The 16,334-nt window shown below is 70.1% G+C and carries 13 protein-coding genes; 8 read left to right on the top strand and 5 right to left on the bottom strand.

Features of this window, described 5'->3' with window-relative positions; genetic code table 11:
* Genes ACWGIC_RS28555 through ACWGIC_RS28545 form a run of 3 tightly spaced genes read left to right on the top strand, consistent with a single transcriptional unit; the run spans position 1 to position 2,164 of the window.
* Positions 1-654 (top strand): GntR family transcriptional regulator, encoded by a 654-nt coding sequence (locus ACWGIC_RS28555; RefSeq protein ID WP_452079009.1) that lies wholly within the window; start codon positions 1-3, stop codon positions 652-654.
* A 4-nt stretch (positions 655-658) separates the two neighbouring features.
* Entirely contained in the window at positions 659-1,162 is a 504-nt protein-coding gene (locus ACWGIC_RS28550; protein WP_452079008.1) for a metallophosphoesterase family protein, read from the top strand.
* Between the two features lie 18 nt (positions 1,163-1,180).
* Complete coding sequence (locus ACWGIC_RS28545; protein WP_452079007.1) at positions 1,181-2,164, top strand: PHP domain-containing protein; 984 nt, start codon at positions 1,181-1,183, stop codon at positions 2,162-2,164.
* Here the strand turns inward: ACWGIC_RS28545 and ACWGIC_RS28540 are convergent.
* Positions 2,130-2,714, bottom strand: a complete 585-nt coding sequence (locus ACWGIC_RS28540; RefSeq protein WP_452079006.1) for a L,D-transpeptidase family protein — start codon at positions 2,712-2,714, stop codon at positions 2,130-2,132. The two genes, ACWGIC_RS28545 and ACWGIC_RS28540, sit on opposite strands and share 35 nt — an antisense overlap.
* Positions 2,678-3,529: a chitosanase gene (locus ACWGIC_RS28535; RefSeq protein ID WP_452079005.1), complete on the bottom strand. Its 852-nt coding sequence runs from the start codon at positions 3,527-3,529 to the stop codon at positions 2,678-2,680. Before ACWGIC_RS28535 ends, ACWGIC_RS28540 begins: the two co-directional genes overlap by 37 nt.
* A 290-nt stretch (positions 3,530-3,819) precedes the next feature.
* Here ACWGIC_RS28535 and ACWGIC_RS28530 point away from each other — a divergent pair, with 290 nt between their 5' ends.
* From ACWGIC_RS28530 to hrpA, 3 genes are all read left to right on the top strand, one after another.
* A complete protein-coding gene (locus ACWGIC_RS28530; protein WP_452079004.1) occupies positions 3,820-4,137 on the top strand; it encodes a hypothetical protein in 318 nt (105 codons plus the stop codon).
* A gap of 41 nt (positions 4,138-4,178) precedes the next feature.
* The gene (locus ACWGIC_RS28525) at positions 4,179-5,372 is read left to right on the top strand and encodes a cation:proton antiporter (RefSeq protein ID WP_452079003.1); all 1,194 of its coding nucleotides are present in this window, start codon (positions 4,179-4,181) and stop codon (positions 5,370-5,372) included.
* A 75-nt stretch (positions 5,373-5,447) separates the two neighbouring features.
* On the top strand, positions 5,448-9,323 hold the full coding sequence (gene hrpA / locus ACWGIC_RS28520) for an ATP-dependent RNA helicase HrpA (RefSeq protein WP_452079002.1): 3,876 nt from the start codon (positions 5,448-5,450) through the stop codon (positions 9,321-9,323).
* A 579-nt stretch (positions 9,324-9,902) separates the two neighbouring features.
* Here the strand turns inward: hrpA and ACWGIC_RS28515 are convergent.
* On the bottom strand, positions 9,903-11,597 hold the full coding sequence (locus ACWGIC_RS28515) for a bifunctional 3'-5' exonuclease/DNA polymerase (RefSeq protein WP_452079001.1): 1,695 nt from the start codon (positions 11,595-11,597) through the stop codon (positions 9,903-9,905).
* Positions 11,598-11,859: 262 nt separating this feature from the next.
* Between ACWGIC_RS28515 and ACWGIC_RS28510 the strand changes: the two genes are divergently transcribed.
* Entirely contained in the window at positions 11,860-13,485 is a 1,626-nt protein-coding gene (locus ACWGIC_RS28510; RefSeq protein WP_452079000.1) for an acyl-CoA synthetase, read from the top strand.
* A gap of 6 nt (positions 13,486-13,491) precedes the next feature.
* Here ACWGIC_RS28510 and ACWGIC_RS28505 read toward each other — a convergent pair whose 3' ends face one another.
* Both ACWGIC_RS28505 and ACWGIC_RS28500 read right to left on the bottom strand, forming a co-directional pair.
* A complete protein-coding gene (locus ACWGIC_RS28505) occupies positions 13,492-14,181 on the bottom strand; it encodes an ATP-binding cassette domain-containing protein (RefSeq protein ID WP_452078999.1) in 690 nt (229 codons plus the stop codon).
* Complete coding sequence (locus ACWGIC_RS28500; protein WP_452078998.1) at positions 14,178-15,116, bottom strand: hypothetical protein; 939 nt, start codon at positions 15,114-15,116, stop codon at positions 14,178-14,180. The genes ACWGIC_RS28505 and ACWGIC_RS28500 overlap by 4 nt, the downstream gene beginning before the upstream one ends.
* A 461-nt stretch (positions 15,117-15,577) precedes the next feature.
* On the opposite strand from ACWGIC_RS28500, the gene ACWGIC_RS28495 reads away from it, so the two are divergent.
* A complete protein-coding gene (locus ACWGIC_RS28495) occupies positions 15,578-16,333 on the top strand; it encodes an SDR family oxidoreductase (RefSeq protein WP_452078997.1) in 756 nt (251 codons plus the stop codon).
* The last annotated feature ends 1 nt before the right edge of the window (position 16,334 follow it).

Below are 16,334 nucleotides of genomic sequence, written 5' to 3'. Positions count from 1 at the left end.
ATGCCGTCCACGTTCAGCCTCCCCGCCTCCCGCACCGAGGTGGTGCTGGAGGAGATCCGGCGCGGCATTCTCGCCCGCGAGCTGGTGCCCGGCCAGCAGCTGGTGGAGGCGGAGCTGGCCGCGCGGCTCGGGGTGTCGAAGACGCCGGTGCGCGAAGCGCTCAAGGTGCTGTCCAACACCGGGCTGGTCACGTTCAGCCCGTACAAGGGCGCGTCGGTGTGCGTGGTCGACGCGGAGCTGGCGCGGTCGGTCTACGACGTGCGGATGGTGCTGGAGCCCGAAGCGCTGCGCCGCGCGGTGCGGGCGGCGGACCGCACGTCGTTCGACGAGGCCGGGCAGATCCTCAAGGAAGCGTCGGACGCGGATGCCGACCAGACCACGCTGAGCCTGCTGAACCGGCGGTTCCACCGCACGCTGTACGCGGGCTGCGGCAATCCGCTGATGGTGTCGATGCTGGACGACCTGCGCGACCGCGCGGCGCTGATCACGGTGGTCGGCTGGGACGCGAATCCCAGCTGGCGCAAGGAATGGAACGAGCACAAGGCGGTGCTCGCCGCCGCGAAGAAGGGCGACGAGGACGGCGCGGCCGAACTGCTGCGCGCGCACATCGCGGCGTTCCTCGACCACGTGCTCGAGGCGATCGGGGAGGAGTGACGGCGTGCGCTTGCTGCTCCTCGCGGACACCCACCTGCCGAAGCGGGCGAAAGAACTGCCCTCGCAGGTCTGGGACGAAGTCGCGCACGCCGATGTCGTGGTGCACGCGGGCGACTGGGTCGACGTGGACACCCTCGACGAGCTTGCGGCCCGCAGCGCTCGGCTGATCGGCGTTTACGGCAACAATGACGGGCCTGAACTGCGGAAACGCCTGCCCGAGGTAGCCCGGGAGACGCTGGAGGGCGTCCGGCTGGCGGTGGTCCACGAAACCGGCGACGCCAAGGGGCGCGCGGCCCGCTGCGACGCGTTGTATCCGGACGTGGACGTGCTGATCTTCGGGCACAGCCACATCCCGTGGGACTCGACGACGCCCGGCGGGCTGCGGCTGCTCAACCCCGGTTCGCCCACGGACCGGCGACGGCAGCCGTTCTGCACCTATCAAACCGCCGAGATCCGCGACGGCCGTCTCGGCGATGTCGAACTGCACGAGCTGCCCCGGCGCGGCTGAGCGGGTAAAACAGGAGGCATGGACCCGGCCCGCGCGCTGCGCGACATCGCCTTCCAGCTCGAACGCGCCGGTGAACCGACTTACCGGGTACGCGCGTTCCGTCAGGCCGCCGCAGTGGTCGATCGGCTGTCCGAGGACGAGCTGGAGTCGCGCGTCGGCGCGAAGACGCTTCAGGCGTTGAAGGGGATCGGCAAAGCCACTGCCGGGGTCATCGAAGACGCGTGGCACGACCGTACGCCCGCGTACGCGGCGAAGCTGCCCAAGAGCAGGCTGCCGGACGGCGGTGCGTTGCGTACGGCGCTTCGCGGCGACTGTCATACGCATTCCGACTGGTCCGACGGCGGCAGCCCGATCCTGGAGATGGCCGAGACGGCACGCGAGCTGGGGCACGAGTGGATCGTGCTCACCGACCACTCGCCGCGGCTGACGGTCGCGCGCGGGCTGTCCGCGGAGCGGTTGCGGGCGCAGATGGACGAGGTCGCGCGGGTGAACGAGCAGCTGGCCCCGTTTCGCGTCCTGCACGGCATCGAGGTCGACATCCTCGACGACGGTGCGCTCGACCAGACCGAGAAGCTGCTGGAGAAGCTGGACTTCGCTGTGGCGAGCGTGCACTCGAAGCTGCGGATGCCCGCGCGCGAGATGACGCCGCGGATGCTGGCTGCCGTCGAGAATCCGCACGTCCGCGTGCTGGGGCACTGCACCGGACGGCTGGTCGGCGGGCGCAGCAGGCCGGAGTCGCAGTTCAACTCCGAGAAGGTGTTCACCGCTTGCCGCGAAAACGGGGTGGCGGTCGAGATCAACTCGCGGCCGGACCGGCTCGATCCGCCGATGCGGTTGCTGCGCCAGGCCGTCGAACTGGGGTGCGAGTTCGCGATCGACAGCGACGCGCACGCGCCCGGTCAGCTCGACTGGCAGGTCTACGGCTGCGAGCGCGCGGAAAACGCGGGCATCGGGCCGGATCGGGTCATCAACACGCGGACGCTGGATCAGCTATCTCGATGACGGGATGCCGCGCGGGATCGAGCCAGCGCAGCACCGCGATCAGGTCGGGGAGAGCCAAGGCGACGCAGCCGGCGGTCGGTCCGCCGGTGGCCGCGTGCAGGAAGAAGGCCGAACCGGCGCCGGGAACGACTGGCGAGCGGTTGTAGTCGATCACCACCGCGTGCGCGTACGCCGGGCCAGCGGCGCCGAGGTTCTCTCCGGCGGTTTCGTCGAATAGGCCCGAGGTGCCTCGGTAATGCGTGTTGTAGAGCGGAGAGTGCACATCGGACACCCACCAGTCCGAAGTGGTCACTCGCCGGTAGGGAAGCCGGGTACCGGGATTCGGAGCGATGCCGAACGCCTCGGTGAGCGGCCAGGTTCCGGCGGGCGTAACGGAAATCCCTTCGCGCGCGACGCCGATTCCCTGCGCGCCGACCTCCGCTGGGTACGGACCGAGGGTCCGTACCCAGCGGCCGCGGTCGTGGTCCCACCCGGACGCGCTGTGCGCGTCGACCGCGAGAACCTGCCGGTGGCTCAGTTGATCTCGTACGGGTCGCCGTAGACCTTCCACTTCAGCGGCGTGTGCAGATCGAGGTTGCCGTCATTGAGGAACACCAGTTGCTCGGTGTCCACGCGGGACGTGTCCGCATGCGCTTCTTCCTTCTTCATGACCACCTTGCGCGCGTCGAGAAACGCCTTGAGGTACGCCGTTTCGTCGCCGCCTTGGGCGGGTGGCTTCGCCTTCGACAGCGCTGCGTCGCGGATGCCGCCGAAGCTGTCGGTGCTCGTTCCGGGGCCGTGCATCACGATGGCGTCGTAGTAGATGAACTGGCCGAGCGCGCCGAGACCGTCCGACTTGCCCTGGTTCACCGCCGGGTCGAAATACACGCGATCGCGCTCGCTGTTTTGCGCGGCTTGGAATTCCTCGGTGCCCGCGGCTTCTTTCCACGCGCTTTCGAAGGCCGAGCCGAGACCGTCGTGCGAATCTGAGCCGTTGACCTTTTCCAGTGCGGGCAAGAACTTCGCGAGCGGGTTGTCCGGCACGGATTTGGTGTAGGCCTGCACCAGTTCGAGCATGTCGCCGGTGCCGGAGCAGAACCCGATGATGCCCGCGGTGTAGCCGCGGCCGTCGCCGATGTCCTCGATGTAGGAGTACTGCTTCTTCCAGTCGAGCGAGGAGTTTTCCGCGCTCGACACCAGCTGCATCGCGATCTCCTTCTTCTCCGGAGACGCGAGGTCGCCGCCGGAGCCGAGCACCGAGGCCGCCGAGGCGGCGAGCGGGGCGGGCACGGCGGCGGCCGAGAGGGCGGGGGTGCTGAGCACGAGGGCGAGGGCCGAGGCAGCCGTGAGTCCGGCGACCAGCGTGGGCCGCATCGTCTTGCGCATGAGGGGAATCCCTTTCCGCGGTACGTGGGCAAGGCGGCCGGACCGGCGAAGGGGCCGGTTCCGGGTACTGCTGCGGCGTAGCGCCACGATAACCGAGCGTGAAGCCGCAGGGCAAGGGATGCGAAAAGTTTTCACGGATGTGAACGCAATCCGTCCACTGTGGATGATGAAGAGTGCCTGAAGGCGGCCGAAAATCCGCTGGAACCACGGAAGTCGTAGATGGACTGTCCACTGTGGAGCACGGCGAGAGTGCTCGGCACACATTAAAGACATGGTAAACTCGCTCCGAGATGACGACTGCCGCCGCCGCTCCCGCGCCACGGCACCAGTCCATCCTCGTCCTGCTGCTCGCCGCACTGCTCCTGCTCGGCGTCGCGGTCCCCGGCCCGGGCCCGGCAGGCCCGCGTCCGCACGATCTCGAACCGGCCCTGGTCCAGGAACAGGGCCCGCATCTCGTCGCCGCGCATCCGTTGCCGCTCGCCGACACCCCGGGCGAGATCCGCCTCGCCCGGCCAGACTGGTGCGCTGTCCCGTTTTCCGCCGCGCCGCCGGTCGAACTGGACCGCGCGCCGGCGCCCGCCGCGGCGCGGGCACCTCCCGGCTGCTGAGTACTCGTTCCCCGCCTGTACCCGGCTCTTAAGAGGATTTCATGAGCAACGGTCATGCTTTGCTGGCCGTCGGCGGCGCTTTTCTCGCCGCCGGCGCCCTCGCCCGCCTCGGCGCCCGCATCGGGCTGCCCACGATTCCCCTGTTCATGCTGGCCGGTTTCGTCTTCGGCCCGCACACCCCTGGACTGTCCCTTGTGGACGACCCGGCCGAGTTCGGCGTGCTGGCCGGGCTCGGTCTCGTGTTCCTGCTGTTCTATCTCGGACTGGAGTTCTCGCTCGACGACCTCGCCCGCGGCGGCGCCAGACTCGCCGGTGCGGGGGTGGCGTACCTGGTGCTGAACGTCGGCGGCGGGCTCGCGTTCGGCTTCGCGCTGGGCTGGGGCGCGCGCGAGGCGCTGGTGATCGCCGGCGCGATCGGCATCTCGTCCTCGGCCATCGTCACCAAGCTGCTCCTGGAAACGCGGCGGATGAACAACCGCGAATCCCGGCTGATCATGGGCATCATCGTGCTGGAAGACCTGTTCCTCGCGCTGTACCTGGCGTTGTTGCAGCCGGTGCTGTCCGGCGCGGACGGATTCGGCGCGGCGCTCGCCGACTTCGGCAAGGCGTTCGGCTTCCTCCTCGTCCTCGCCGCGCTGGCCCGCTGGGGCGGACGGCTGGTGTCGCGGTTGTTCGGTTCGGCGGACGACGAACTGCTCACCGTCTGCTTCGTCGGTGTCGCCGTGCTCGGCGCCGCGGTGGCCGAGGAGGTGGGCGTATCCGACGCGATCGGCGCGTTCATGGTCGGCATGATGCTCGGCAATTCCCAGGTCGCGCCGCGGGTGCACAAACTGGTGCTGCCGCTGCGGGACGCCTTCGGCGCGCTGTTCTTCTTCATCTTCGGGCTGTCGATCGACCCGGGCGCGGTCGGCACGGTCGTCCTCCCGGTGCTCGCCGCGGTCGTGCTGACGCTGGTGCTGAACCTCGCCGCCGGAGCGTTCGCCGCCCGGCTGCACGGCTTCGACCGGCAGGAGGGCGTGAACATCGGGCTGACCGTGCTGACCAGGGGCGAGTTCTCGCTGGTGCTGGCGGCGATGGCGACCGCGGCCGGGCTCGACTCGCGGGTGGCCCCGTTCGTCGCCGGGTACGTGCTGCTCCTGGCCGTGATCGGGCCGCTCGCCGTGCTCCGCTCAGACCGGCTGACCTGGCTGCTCCCGGCCAAGCTCGTGCGGCCGCGGCCAGCCCCGGTGCCGTGAGCCGGGGAGCCGGGCTGTCACTCGCGGCATATTCGGAAGCCAGCACGGTCACGCACGGCTATCCTTAGCCCAAGTATGTCCACTCCATCCCCCTTCGCAGAGCTGCGCGCCCAGCTGCCCGAACTGATGCTGCGCGACGAGCACCGGCTCCGCCGTCGTCTCGACGGCGCGCGCCGGTCTCGTGACAAGCAGGAGACGGTCGAGCGCATCGCCGCCGACGTCGAAACGGCGCTGCTGCGCGTGCAGCAGCGCCGCGAAAGCGTGCCGAAGATCGAGTACCCCGCCGAGCTGCCGGTCAGCAGGCTCAAGGACGAGATCGGCGACGCGATCCGCGACCACCAGGTGGTGATCGTCGCGGGGGAGACCGGGTCGGGCAAGACCACGCAGCTGCCGAAGATCTGCCTGGAGCTGGGCCGCGGGGTGCGCGGGCAGATCGGGCACACCCAGCCGCGCCGGCTCGCCGCGCGCACGGTCGCCGACCGGATCGCCAGCGAGCTGAAGACCGAGCTGGGCGACACGGTCGGCTACAAGGTCCGGTTCACCGACCAGTCCGGCCAGGACACCCTGGTCAAGCTGATGACCGACGGCATCCTGCTGGCCGAGATCCAGACCGACCGGATGCTGCGCCAGTACGACACGCTGATCATCGACGAGGCGCACGAGCGCAGCCTCAACATCGACTTCATCCTCGGCTACCTCAAGCAGCTGCTGCCGCGCCGTCCGGACCTGAAGGTCGTCATCACCTCGGCGACCATCGACCCGGAGCGGTTCTCGCGGCATTTCAACGACGCGCCGATCGTCGAGGTCTCCGGCCGGACCTATCCGGTCGAGGTGCGCTACCGCCCGCTCGCGGACCCGGACGATCCCGAGGGCGATCCGGACCGAGACCAGACGCAGGCGATCGCCGAGGCGGTGCAGGAGCTGTCCGGCGAAGGCCCCGGCGACATCCTGGTGTTCCTCTCCGGCGAACGCGAGATCCGCGACACCGCGGACGTGCTGAACCGGCTGGAACTGCGGAACACCGAGGTGCTGCCGCTGTACGCGCGGCTGTCCGCGGCCGATCAGCACCGCGTGTTCCAGCGGCACACCGGGCGGCGGATCGTGCTGGCCACGAACGTCGCCGAGACGTCGCTGACCGTGCCGGGGATCAAGTACGTGATCGACCCGGGCACCGCGCGCATCTCCCGCTACAGCCACCGCACGAAGGTGCAGCGGCTGCCGATCGAAGCGATTTCGCAGGCGTCGGCGAACCAGCGCAAGGGCCGCTGCGGGCGTACCTCGGACGGCATCTGCGTCAGGCTGTACTCCGAAGAGGATTTCGAATCGCGGCCGGAGTTCACCGACCCGGAGATCCTGCGGACGAACCTGGCGTCGGTCATCCTGCAGATGACCTCGCTCGGCCTCGGCGACATGAACGCGTTCCCGTTCGTGGAGCCGCCGGACCGCCGCCAGGTCACCGACGGCGTGCAGCTGCTGCAGGAACTCGGCGCGTTCGAGACCGGCGATTCCTCGAAGCTGACCGAGGTCGGCCGGAAGCTCGCGCTGCTGCCGGTGGACCCGCGGATGGGCCGGATGGTGCTGGAGGCCGCGCGCAACGGCTGCGTGCGCGAGGTGATGATCATCGCCGCCGCACTGTCCATTCAGGACCCGCGCGAGCGGCCGGCGGAGAAGCAGCAGGCCGCCGACGCGCAGCACGCCCGGTTCGCCGATCCGACGTCGGACTTCCTCTCCTGCCTCAAGCTGTGGGAGTACGTCAGCGAACAGCAGAAGACGTTGTCCGGCAACCAGTTCCGCCGGATGTGCCGCACCGAGTACCTGAACTACCTGCGGATCCGCGAATGGCAGGACATCTTCGGCCAGCTGCGGCAGCTCGCCAAACCGCTCGGCATCACGCTCAGCACCACGCCCGCCGAACCGCAGCACGTGCACACCGCGCTGATCGCCGGGCTGCTGTCGCACATCGGGCTCAAAGACCCGGCGAAGGGCGACTACCTCGGCGCGCGCGGGGCCCGGTTCTCGGTGTTCCCCGGTTCGGCGCTGTTCAAGAAGCAGCCGCGCTGGGTGATGTCGGCCGAACTGGTGGAGACGTCGCGGCTGTGGGGCCGGGTCAACGCGCGGATCGAACCGGACTGGGTCGAACCGCTCGCGCAGCACGTCGTGAAGCGTTCGTATTCGGAGCCGCACTGGGAACGCAAGCAGGGCGCGGTGATGGCGACCGAGAAGGTGACGCTGTACGGCGTGCCGCTCGTCGCCGACCGGCGGGTGAACTACGGCCGGATCGACCCGGAGATCTCGCGCGCGATGTTCATCCGGCACGCGCTGGTCGAGGGCGACTGGCAGACGAACCACCGGTTCTTCGCCGAGAACCGCGCGCTGCTGGACGAGGTCGAGGACCTGGAGAACCGGGCCCGGCGGCGCGACATCCTGGTGGACGACCAGACGCTGTACGAGTTCTACGACGCGCGAGTGCCCGAAGACGTCGTGTCCGTGCGGCATTTCGACAGCTGGTGGAAGAAGGCGCGGCGGACCGAGCCGGACCTGCTGTCGTTCGAGAAGTCCATGCTCATCAACGAGGTCGCGGGCGCGGTCCGGGAATCGGACTACCCGGACTCGTGGACGCAGGGCACGCACGTCTTCAAGCTGACCTACCAGTTCGAGCCCGGCGCGGACGCCGACGGCGTGACCGTGCACATCCCGCTGCCGGTGCTGAACCAGGTGACGCCGGACGGATTCGACTGGCAAGTGCCCGGCCTGCGCGGCGAACTGGCGACGCAGCTGATCAAGTCGCTGCCGAAAACGCTGCGCCGCAACTTCGTCCCGGCCCCCGACACGGCCGCCGAGGCGTTGACGCGAATGTCCCCTTCGGACGGTCCGCTGCTCGACATCCTCGGCGACGAACTGCACGCGATGCGCGGCATCGACGTCCCGCGTTCGGCGTGGGACCTTTCGACGGTGCCGGACCACCTCCGGATGACCTTCCGCGTGGTGGACGAGCGCGGCAAGCGGGTGGCCGAGGGCAAGGACCTGGACGAGCTGAAACGCCGTCTCGCGCCGCGTGTGCGGGAGACGATTTCCAAGGCCGCCAACAGCATCGAGAAGGCCGGGCTGGTGCAGCCGTCCTTCGGCGAACTGCCGAAGGTGTTCGCCTCCACCCGGCGCGGCCACGACGTGAAGGCGTACCCGGCGCTGGTGGACGAGGGTTCGTCGGTGGCCGTACGACTGCTCGACACGCCCGCCGAGCAACAGCACGCGATGTGGGCCGGCACGCGGCGGATGCTGCGGTTGAACCTGAACTCGCCGATGAAGTTCATTACGCGGTCGCTGTCGAACTCCTCGAAACTCGTGCTGAACCGCAACCCGCACGGCAGCGTCGCGGGCCTGCTGGAGGACTGCGTCGACTGTGCGGTCGACGCACTGATGGCCTCGTCCGGCGGTCCGGTGTGGGACGAATCGGGTTTCGCCGCACTGCTGGAAAAGGTGCGGGCAGGCTTGAACTCGAAGGTGCTGGAGGTGCTGACGGAGGTCGAGCGGATCCTGCGCGCGGCCATCGACGTCGAGACACGCCTGGCGGACACGCGCGGCCCGGCCGAGTCGCTGGCGGACATCCGGCGTCAGCTGGACGGTTTGGTGCACGCGGGCTTCGTGACGGAAACGGGCGCGGGGCGGCTGTCGAACGTGGTCCGGTATCTGCGCGGCATCGAACGGCGGCTGGAGAAGCTGCCGCTGGAGCAGACCCGGGACCTGCAGCGCATGGCCGACGTCGCGTGGATCACGAAGGAGTACCAGGACGCGCTGGCCGAGCTGCCGCCCGGGACGCCTTCGCCGGCGCTGGCGGAGGTGCGGTGGATGATCGAGGAGCTTCGGGTGAGCTTCTTCGCACAGACGCTGGGGACGGCGCATCCGGTGTCGTTGAAGCGGATCACGAAGGCGTTGGACGAGGCGCTGGCCTGACCGCTCGTGGGTTCGGTATCGGACGACGGCGGAGTTCGCGTTCGCCGGGAGCTGCGAAGGTATTCGAGGGCGCGCTTGCCTGACCGCGGTAGTCGCGACCGGCGCCGCTCGGCGGTGGTGGGGCAGCCGTGACTGGCTTCGCTCGGCGGTGGTGAGGCAGCCGCGACTGGCCTCGTTCAGCGGTGGTGAGGCAGCCGCGACCGGCCTCGTTCAGCGGTGGCGAGGCGGCCACGACAAATTCTGCCCGCCTGTGGTGAGGCAGCGGCCGACTCTGCCCAGCTCTGGTCCGGCAGCCGCGACCCACTCCGCTCGGTTGCGGCGAGACGGTCGCGACCGGCAGCGTTCAGTCGGTGAAGCAGCCGCGGCCGATGCTGCTCGACCACGGTGAGCCAGTTCGGCAAGCTGGCCGCCAGCCGTGGCGGCTCCGGCGCATCGCCTCTTGACCCGCGCGAGCGGCTGGCCAGCAGCCGGTTCGCGGCGATACCGGGCGCGGGCCGGGAAACCCGCCAAGACCATCCGGATGATCCGCTGGGCGGGCAGCCTTTGGTGCGTGCGAAAAATGTCAGAATCTCACCCGCCTCACTTGGCCTCCGCATACGTGTCCACCGGCTTCGCGTGCATCGGAAACCGCACCGGGCACGCCTCTCCGAAGACCAGCCGGGCGGATTCCTGGATCGCCGTCTCCACGATCTCCGCGACCTCGTCCGCCAGTTCCGCCGGTGCGTGCACGATCACCTCGTCGTGCAGGAAGAACACCAGGTGCGCCGGAGCGGGCAGCCGGCCGCGCAAAGTCGCCAGCAAGACCGCGGTCAGGTCAGCCGCACTGGCCTGCACCACGAAGTTCCGCGTGAACCGCCCCCAGCTGCGCGACGCTCGGCGGGCGCGGGTTTCCGTTGCCTCGTCCTCGGTGAGGCCGCCGGTCAAGGCTCGCCAGGCGGCGGACGGGGCCGGTGACGTACGGCCCAGCCGGGACCGCACCCGTTCGCCCCGTTCGCCCGCCGCGGCTGCACGCTCCACATAGGACACCGCGTCCGGGAAACGCTGGCGCAGCAAGGCGAGCAGCGGCCCGGCCTCGCCGGAGGTGCCGCCGTACATCGCGGACAGCATGGCGATCTTCGCGCGGGAACGGTCGTCTCGCGTGTCTCCGGGGCGGAGCGGGACGTAGCGGGTGCCGGAGAACAGCGCTTCCGCGAGACGGGCGTACAAATCAGTGGCCGCGGCGACTTCGGCCAAGCGGCGGTCGCCGGACAGGGCGGTGAGGACGCGTGGTTCCAGCTGCGCGCCGTCGGCTACGACGAGTTTCCAGCCGGGGTCCGCGGACGCGCACGAGCGCAGTGCGCGCGGGATCTGCAGCGCCCCGCCGCCCCGGGTGGCCCAGCGGCCGGACACCACGCCGCCGACCACGTAGTGCGGCCGGAATCGCCCGTCGCTGACCCATTCGTCCAGCCACGCCCAGCCGTTGGCCGAGTGCAGCCGCGACAGTTCCTTGTACTCCAGCAGCGGCGCGACCACGGGGTGGTCGATGTCCTGCAACAGGTATTTCCGCGCCGCCGGGATCTCGATGCCCTCCCTGGCCAGCGCGCGCACGACGCTGGCCGACGAGTCGGGGTTGACCGGCCGTCCGCCCAGCGCCGCCGAGATTTTCGCCGCGAGGTCGACGAGGGCCTTCGGACGCTGACCGGCGGGTACGCGCGGGCCCAGGCGTTCTTCCAGCAACTGCAGGTGCCGGTCGGCGCGCCAGGGCAGCCCGGCGGCGGAGATCTCCGCGGCGGCCAGCGCGCTCGCCGATTCGGCCGCGAGCAGCAGCCGCATCCGGGCGGGGGCCTCGGTGGCGGCGACGCGTTTCTCTTGTTCGGCCAGGACTCGCCGGGCCGCGTCCACGACGGTGACCCCCGGCGGCAGGCCGGGGCCGCGCGGGGAGAACAGCGTGGGCTGCGCGTCCTCGCCGAAGGCCGGGCCGTCGTCGGGCGGTTCCTCCCCGTTCGCCCGCGCCCACGCTGCCCGCAAACTGCGTGATTCGCCTTCCCTGCCCTCGTAGGCGAGCAGCAGCCCTTCGGCCAGCGAGAGGTCGTGGCATCGGCCCAGCCGCACCCCGGCCTCGACCAGCGCGGGGTAGATCTCCTCGGCCGAGGGCAGCACCCAGCGCGGGCTCTCCGCCGCCTCCAGCCGACGCACCTCGTCGGCCCAGTCGGCGCGCGACAGCCCGCGGAGGGTCCCCGCGGGGCCCTCGATCGTGTAGCCGGAGTCTTCCTCCCGGCCGGTGATCACCTGCACCGTCACATTGTGCGGACCAGCACCGACAATTTCCGCGCGCCTGGTCCGCGACCCTGCCCCCGACGTCCGTGAAGGGCTCCTTGAGGGCCTCGGATTCCGGCAAGGAGCCCTTCACGGACAGCCAGTCACCGGTACCGGCGATTTCCGCCCCGGCCGGGCACTGGTGCGCGGCCGGGCCTTGCTTTACTGTCGAGTAACTCCCATACCGGCGGTACGGAGCCGTCGGCGTGGGCGCTCCCGCCGCAGCAATGGAGGTGCCCGGATGAGTGTGGCCGAGCTGGCCGGCCAGGTGGCAGGCAAGCTGACCGAGACCGTGCGCAGCGTCGAGGTGATGCGCCGCGCCGGGCTCGTGCCGTTCCCCCGGCTCGACGAGGGCCTGCGGTCCCTCGTCGCGATCCGCAAGTACGGCCCGTTCGCCGGCGCGAACCACATCGCGGCCCGGCGCGATTCGACGGCCGTCGGCATCGTCGACGACCTCGGCCCGCTCACTTTCAAGCAGCTCGACGACCAGTCCAACGCGCTCGCCCGCGCCTGGTCCCAGCGCGGCCTCGGCCCCGGTTCGGTGATCGCCGCGCTGTGCCGCGACCACCGCGGGCTCGTGCTCACGATGGCCGCCTCGGGCAAGCTCGGCGCGCGGCTGCTGCTGATGAACACCGGTTTCGCCAAACCGCAGTTCGCCGACGTCGCCAAGCGCGAAGGCGTCACCGCGCTCGTCTACGACCAGGAGTTCACCGGCCTGCTCGACGCGATCGACGACAGCGTCGACCGCTATCTGGCCTGGGTGGACGAACCCGGCGGGCACGAGATCCCAGTGCTCGCCGAGATCATCGCCAGCACCGACGACCGGCCGCTGCCCGCGCCCGCCAAACCCGGCGGATTCGTGCTGCTCACCAGCGGCACCACCGGCACCCCCAAGGGCGCTCCGCGACCGCACACGTCCGCGCTGGCCTCGGCACAGTTCCTGGACCGCATTCCGCTGCGCTCCGGCGAAGCGACCTTCATGGGCGCCCCGCTGTTCCACGGCACGGGGCTGTCGCAGTTCATCCTCAGCTTCGCGCTTGGCTGCACAGTGGTGATGCGCCGGAAGTTCGATCCCGAGGCCACGCTGAAGGGCGTCGCGAAGCATCGGTGCACCGCGCTCGTACTGGTGCCGACAATGCTGCAGCGGATCGTCGACCTGCCGAAGGAGGTCCTCGACCGTTACGACACTTCGTGCCTGCGGATCATCTTCGTCGCCGGGTCCGCGCTGTCGCCGGATCTCGGCAACCGGGCGAACGAGCAATTCGGTGACGTCGTGCACAACCTGTACGGCTCGACGGAAGTCGCCGTGGCGACGGTTGCGACGCCGGAGGACTGGAAGCGCGCGCCGGGCACGGTCGGACGCGCGCCGGTCGGCTGTCGCGTCGCGCTGTACGACGAGAACGGTGCCAAAATCACCGAGCCGCACGTGACGGGGCGGGTGTTCGTCGGCAGCGGGCTCAGCTTCGGCGGCTACACCGACGGACGCAACAAGGAGATCATCGACGGCCTGCTCTCCAGCGGAGACGTCGGGCATTTCGACGAGGACGGTCTCCTGTTCATCGACGGCCGCGACGACGAAATGATCGTCTCCGGCGGCGAGAACGTGTTCCCGATCGAGGTGGAGAACCTCTTGGTGGAGCGCGAAGACGTCCTTGAGGCGGCGGTGATCGGCGTCGAGGACCCGGACTTCGGCGAGCGGCTCAAGGCGTTCGTGGTGCGCACCGAAGGCTCGACCTTGGACGAGGACGGCGTGCGCGAGTACGTGAAGGCGAACCTGGCGCGCTACAAGGTGCCCCGGGATGTCGAGTTCTTGGAGGAACTGCCGCGCAACGCTACCGGGAAGGTGCTGCGGACCAAGCTGAGCTGAGCGCGGTCACGGGAAAAAGCCCTGCACGTAAGGATCCGCGAGGGCACGTATCTCTGCGGGTGACCCGGCAGCGATGGTGCGTCCGTCGCGCATGAACACCATCGCGTCGGCGACTCCGGTCTCCGTCAGCAGTGCGCCGTCGTGGGTAATGGTCAGCACGGCGGCGCCGGTGTCGGCATAAGCGCGCAGGCCGGCCCACACCTCGTAGGCGGTGCCGCGGTCGAGGGAGGCGCTGGGTTCGTCCACCACGAGCAGATCCGGTTCGGACAGCAGGGCCGCCGCGAGCGCGGCCCGCTGGATCTGCCCGCTGGACTGCTGGTGCGGATAGAGGTCCAGCGTCTCGGTCGGGCAGGCCGCTGCCTTGCACGCGTCCTCGACGCTCCGGCCGCGATACAGCTGTTGACGTTCGTGCAGTTGCGCGCCGACGGTGCGCTCCGCGGCGAACGCCGTGACCCCGGACTGCGGCACCAATCCGACGCTGCAAGCGACGCGCACGTCGCCAGTGCTGCGCGCCACCGGAGGAAGCGAACCCGTCAACGCCGCCGCGACCATGGATTTGCCGCATCCGGATTCGCCGAGCAGTGCGGTGATCCGTCCCATTGGCACCACCAGGCACACCGAGTCCAGCACCGTCTCGCGCCAGTGCCCGGTGTCGACCTCGACGGTCAGCTCGCGCAGCTCCGCGGCCGGAGTCACGAGCCCCAGCCGATGCCGAAGATCCCCGGCCCGAAGTCCAGTGCGATCGCGTGCACCCCGTTGCCGCTGTCGAGCCGCAGCCGGCGTCGGGACGGGGCTTCGTCGGTGGCGTTCGCGTACTGCCAGCACCGGGCGGGAACGGCGGTCGGGTCGAAGCGGACCTCCAGCAGGTACTCGCGGACCGGGCGGCGGAATTCGCGGTAGTGCGTCGCCCGGCATTGCGGGTACGGCGGCCCGGCGTTGCGCAGGGTGTACTCGATGAGATGCGTCTCGCCGCGTTCCAGTGCGCGGTCGAAGAGCAGTTCGGCCACCAGGATGCCGTGGTCGTCGTCCACTTCGGCGCGGCCGACGCGGCAGTTGCGCACCGGTTCCAGCTCCGGCACCGCCGTCGCGTCGCCTTGCGCGTACACCAGCAGCCAGCGGTCCTGACCGTCCGCACCGGACTGGAACACCGCGCGCGAGGTGACCGCGCGCTGGCCGCCGTCGGCCGCGATGTCGCAGCGGTCGTGCAGGCCGATGAGCTTCAGCTGGTGCTGCTGGTCCAGTGCGTCCGGAGCGCCGACGCGTTCCAGCAGCGGCTGCAGGATCTCGCGGGTGAAGGTGACCGGTTCCTCGCCCGCCCGGTCGCGTTTGCTCGCGCCGCGCGGACGGGGCGGCGGCAGCAAACCGAGCAGCGCTCCGTCGGGGACGTCGAGGATTTCCTCCAGCACCCGCACCGCGGACAGCGAGCCGGCCCGTTCCGGCTGGCGTTTGCCCGACTGCCAGTAGCTGAGCGCGGTGACGCTGACCGTCGCGCCGCGGGCGCGCAGCCGCGCCTGGATCCGGTCGAGGGAAAGCCCGCTGGCTCCGATCGCGGCGCGCAGCGCGCTCGCGAACGCGGTCCGGGCACCTCCGGCGGTGTCCGGACCGGCTTGGTCCGCCTGTCGCTGCGCCATTTCCCGCCGACCGCCCCCATAGGTAACCGACCGTGCCGAGCCCGACACAGGCACGGTAGCAGCCGCCGGACCAGGCGCACCGCCTCGGGACTCGGACGAACGGGCTAGTACTGGCAACTGTGAACCATTGCCGTGACCTGCGCTGTCGCGCTTCCATGGCCAGGACGGAACGCGCCGCCCCCGGCGCGTCCGGATCCTCGGCCCCGGCAGCGCGGACCGCGCCCCGCGCCCGGCCGGCGGCCGCGCCCGGAACCGGTGGCCCGGCATGCCCCCAGAGGCCGGGCCACCGGTCATCCCTTCCCGCTTTCCGGCGGCAGGACACGGCGGAATTCCTTCGGATTCAGCATGCCGACCAGCCGGTCGCGGATCGCGGAACGCGATTTCCTGCCGCCGGGAAATCCTCGCCGCCTTCGCGGTCACACGGGACCGCGCGGGCGGTTACCAGCGGGTAGGCTCCGGGCATGGTCTTGCGGCAGAACATCCTGATCACCGGAGCCAGCTCCGGGCTCGGCGAGGGAATGGCCCGGCAGTTCGCCGCCCGCGGCCGCAATCTCGCGCTGTGCGCCCGGCGCACCGAACGGCTCGACGGCCTTGCCGCCGAACTGCGGGCCGCGTACCCGGGAATCACCGTCGTCACCCGCGCGCTCGACGTCACCGACCACGCCCGCGTCTTCGAGGTGTTCGAGGAATTCCGGACTGAACTCGGCAGACTCGACCGCGTGATCGTCAACGCCGGGCTCGGCAAGGGCCAGCCGGTCGGTGCGGGCCGGTTCGACGCCAACCGGCAGACGCTCGAAACCAATCTCGTCGGCGCGGTCGCCCAGATCGAGGCGGCGGCGGGAATCTTCCGCGAGCAGCGCGACGGGCACCTCGCGGTGATCTCGTCGTTCATGGCGCTGCGCGGTTTCCCCGGAAACCTCACCGCGTACTCCGCGTCGAAGGCCGGGATCTCCGCGTTCGCCGACGGCGCGCGGCTGGAGCTGAGCGGCCACGGCATCACGGTCACCGACGTCCGGCCCGGCTACATCAGCTCCGAGATGACCGCGCGCTCGACGAAGCGCAATCCGCTGATGGTGTCGGCCGAAGCCGGTGCGCACGCGCTGGTCAAGGCGATCGAAGCGGAACCGAAGCGCGCGTACGTGCCTTCGTGGCCCTGGGTTCCGCTGAGTCTCGCGGTACGCTTGATTCCTGGCCGGTTGCTGCGGATGTTTTCCTGAC

Source organism: Amycolatopsis sp. NPDC054798 (genome assembly GCF_053611505.1).
This window is presented reverse-complemented; position numbering and strand designations above follow the sequence as displayed.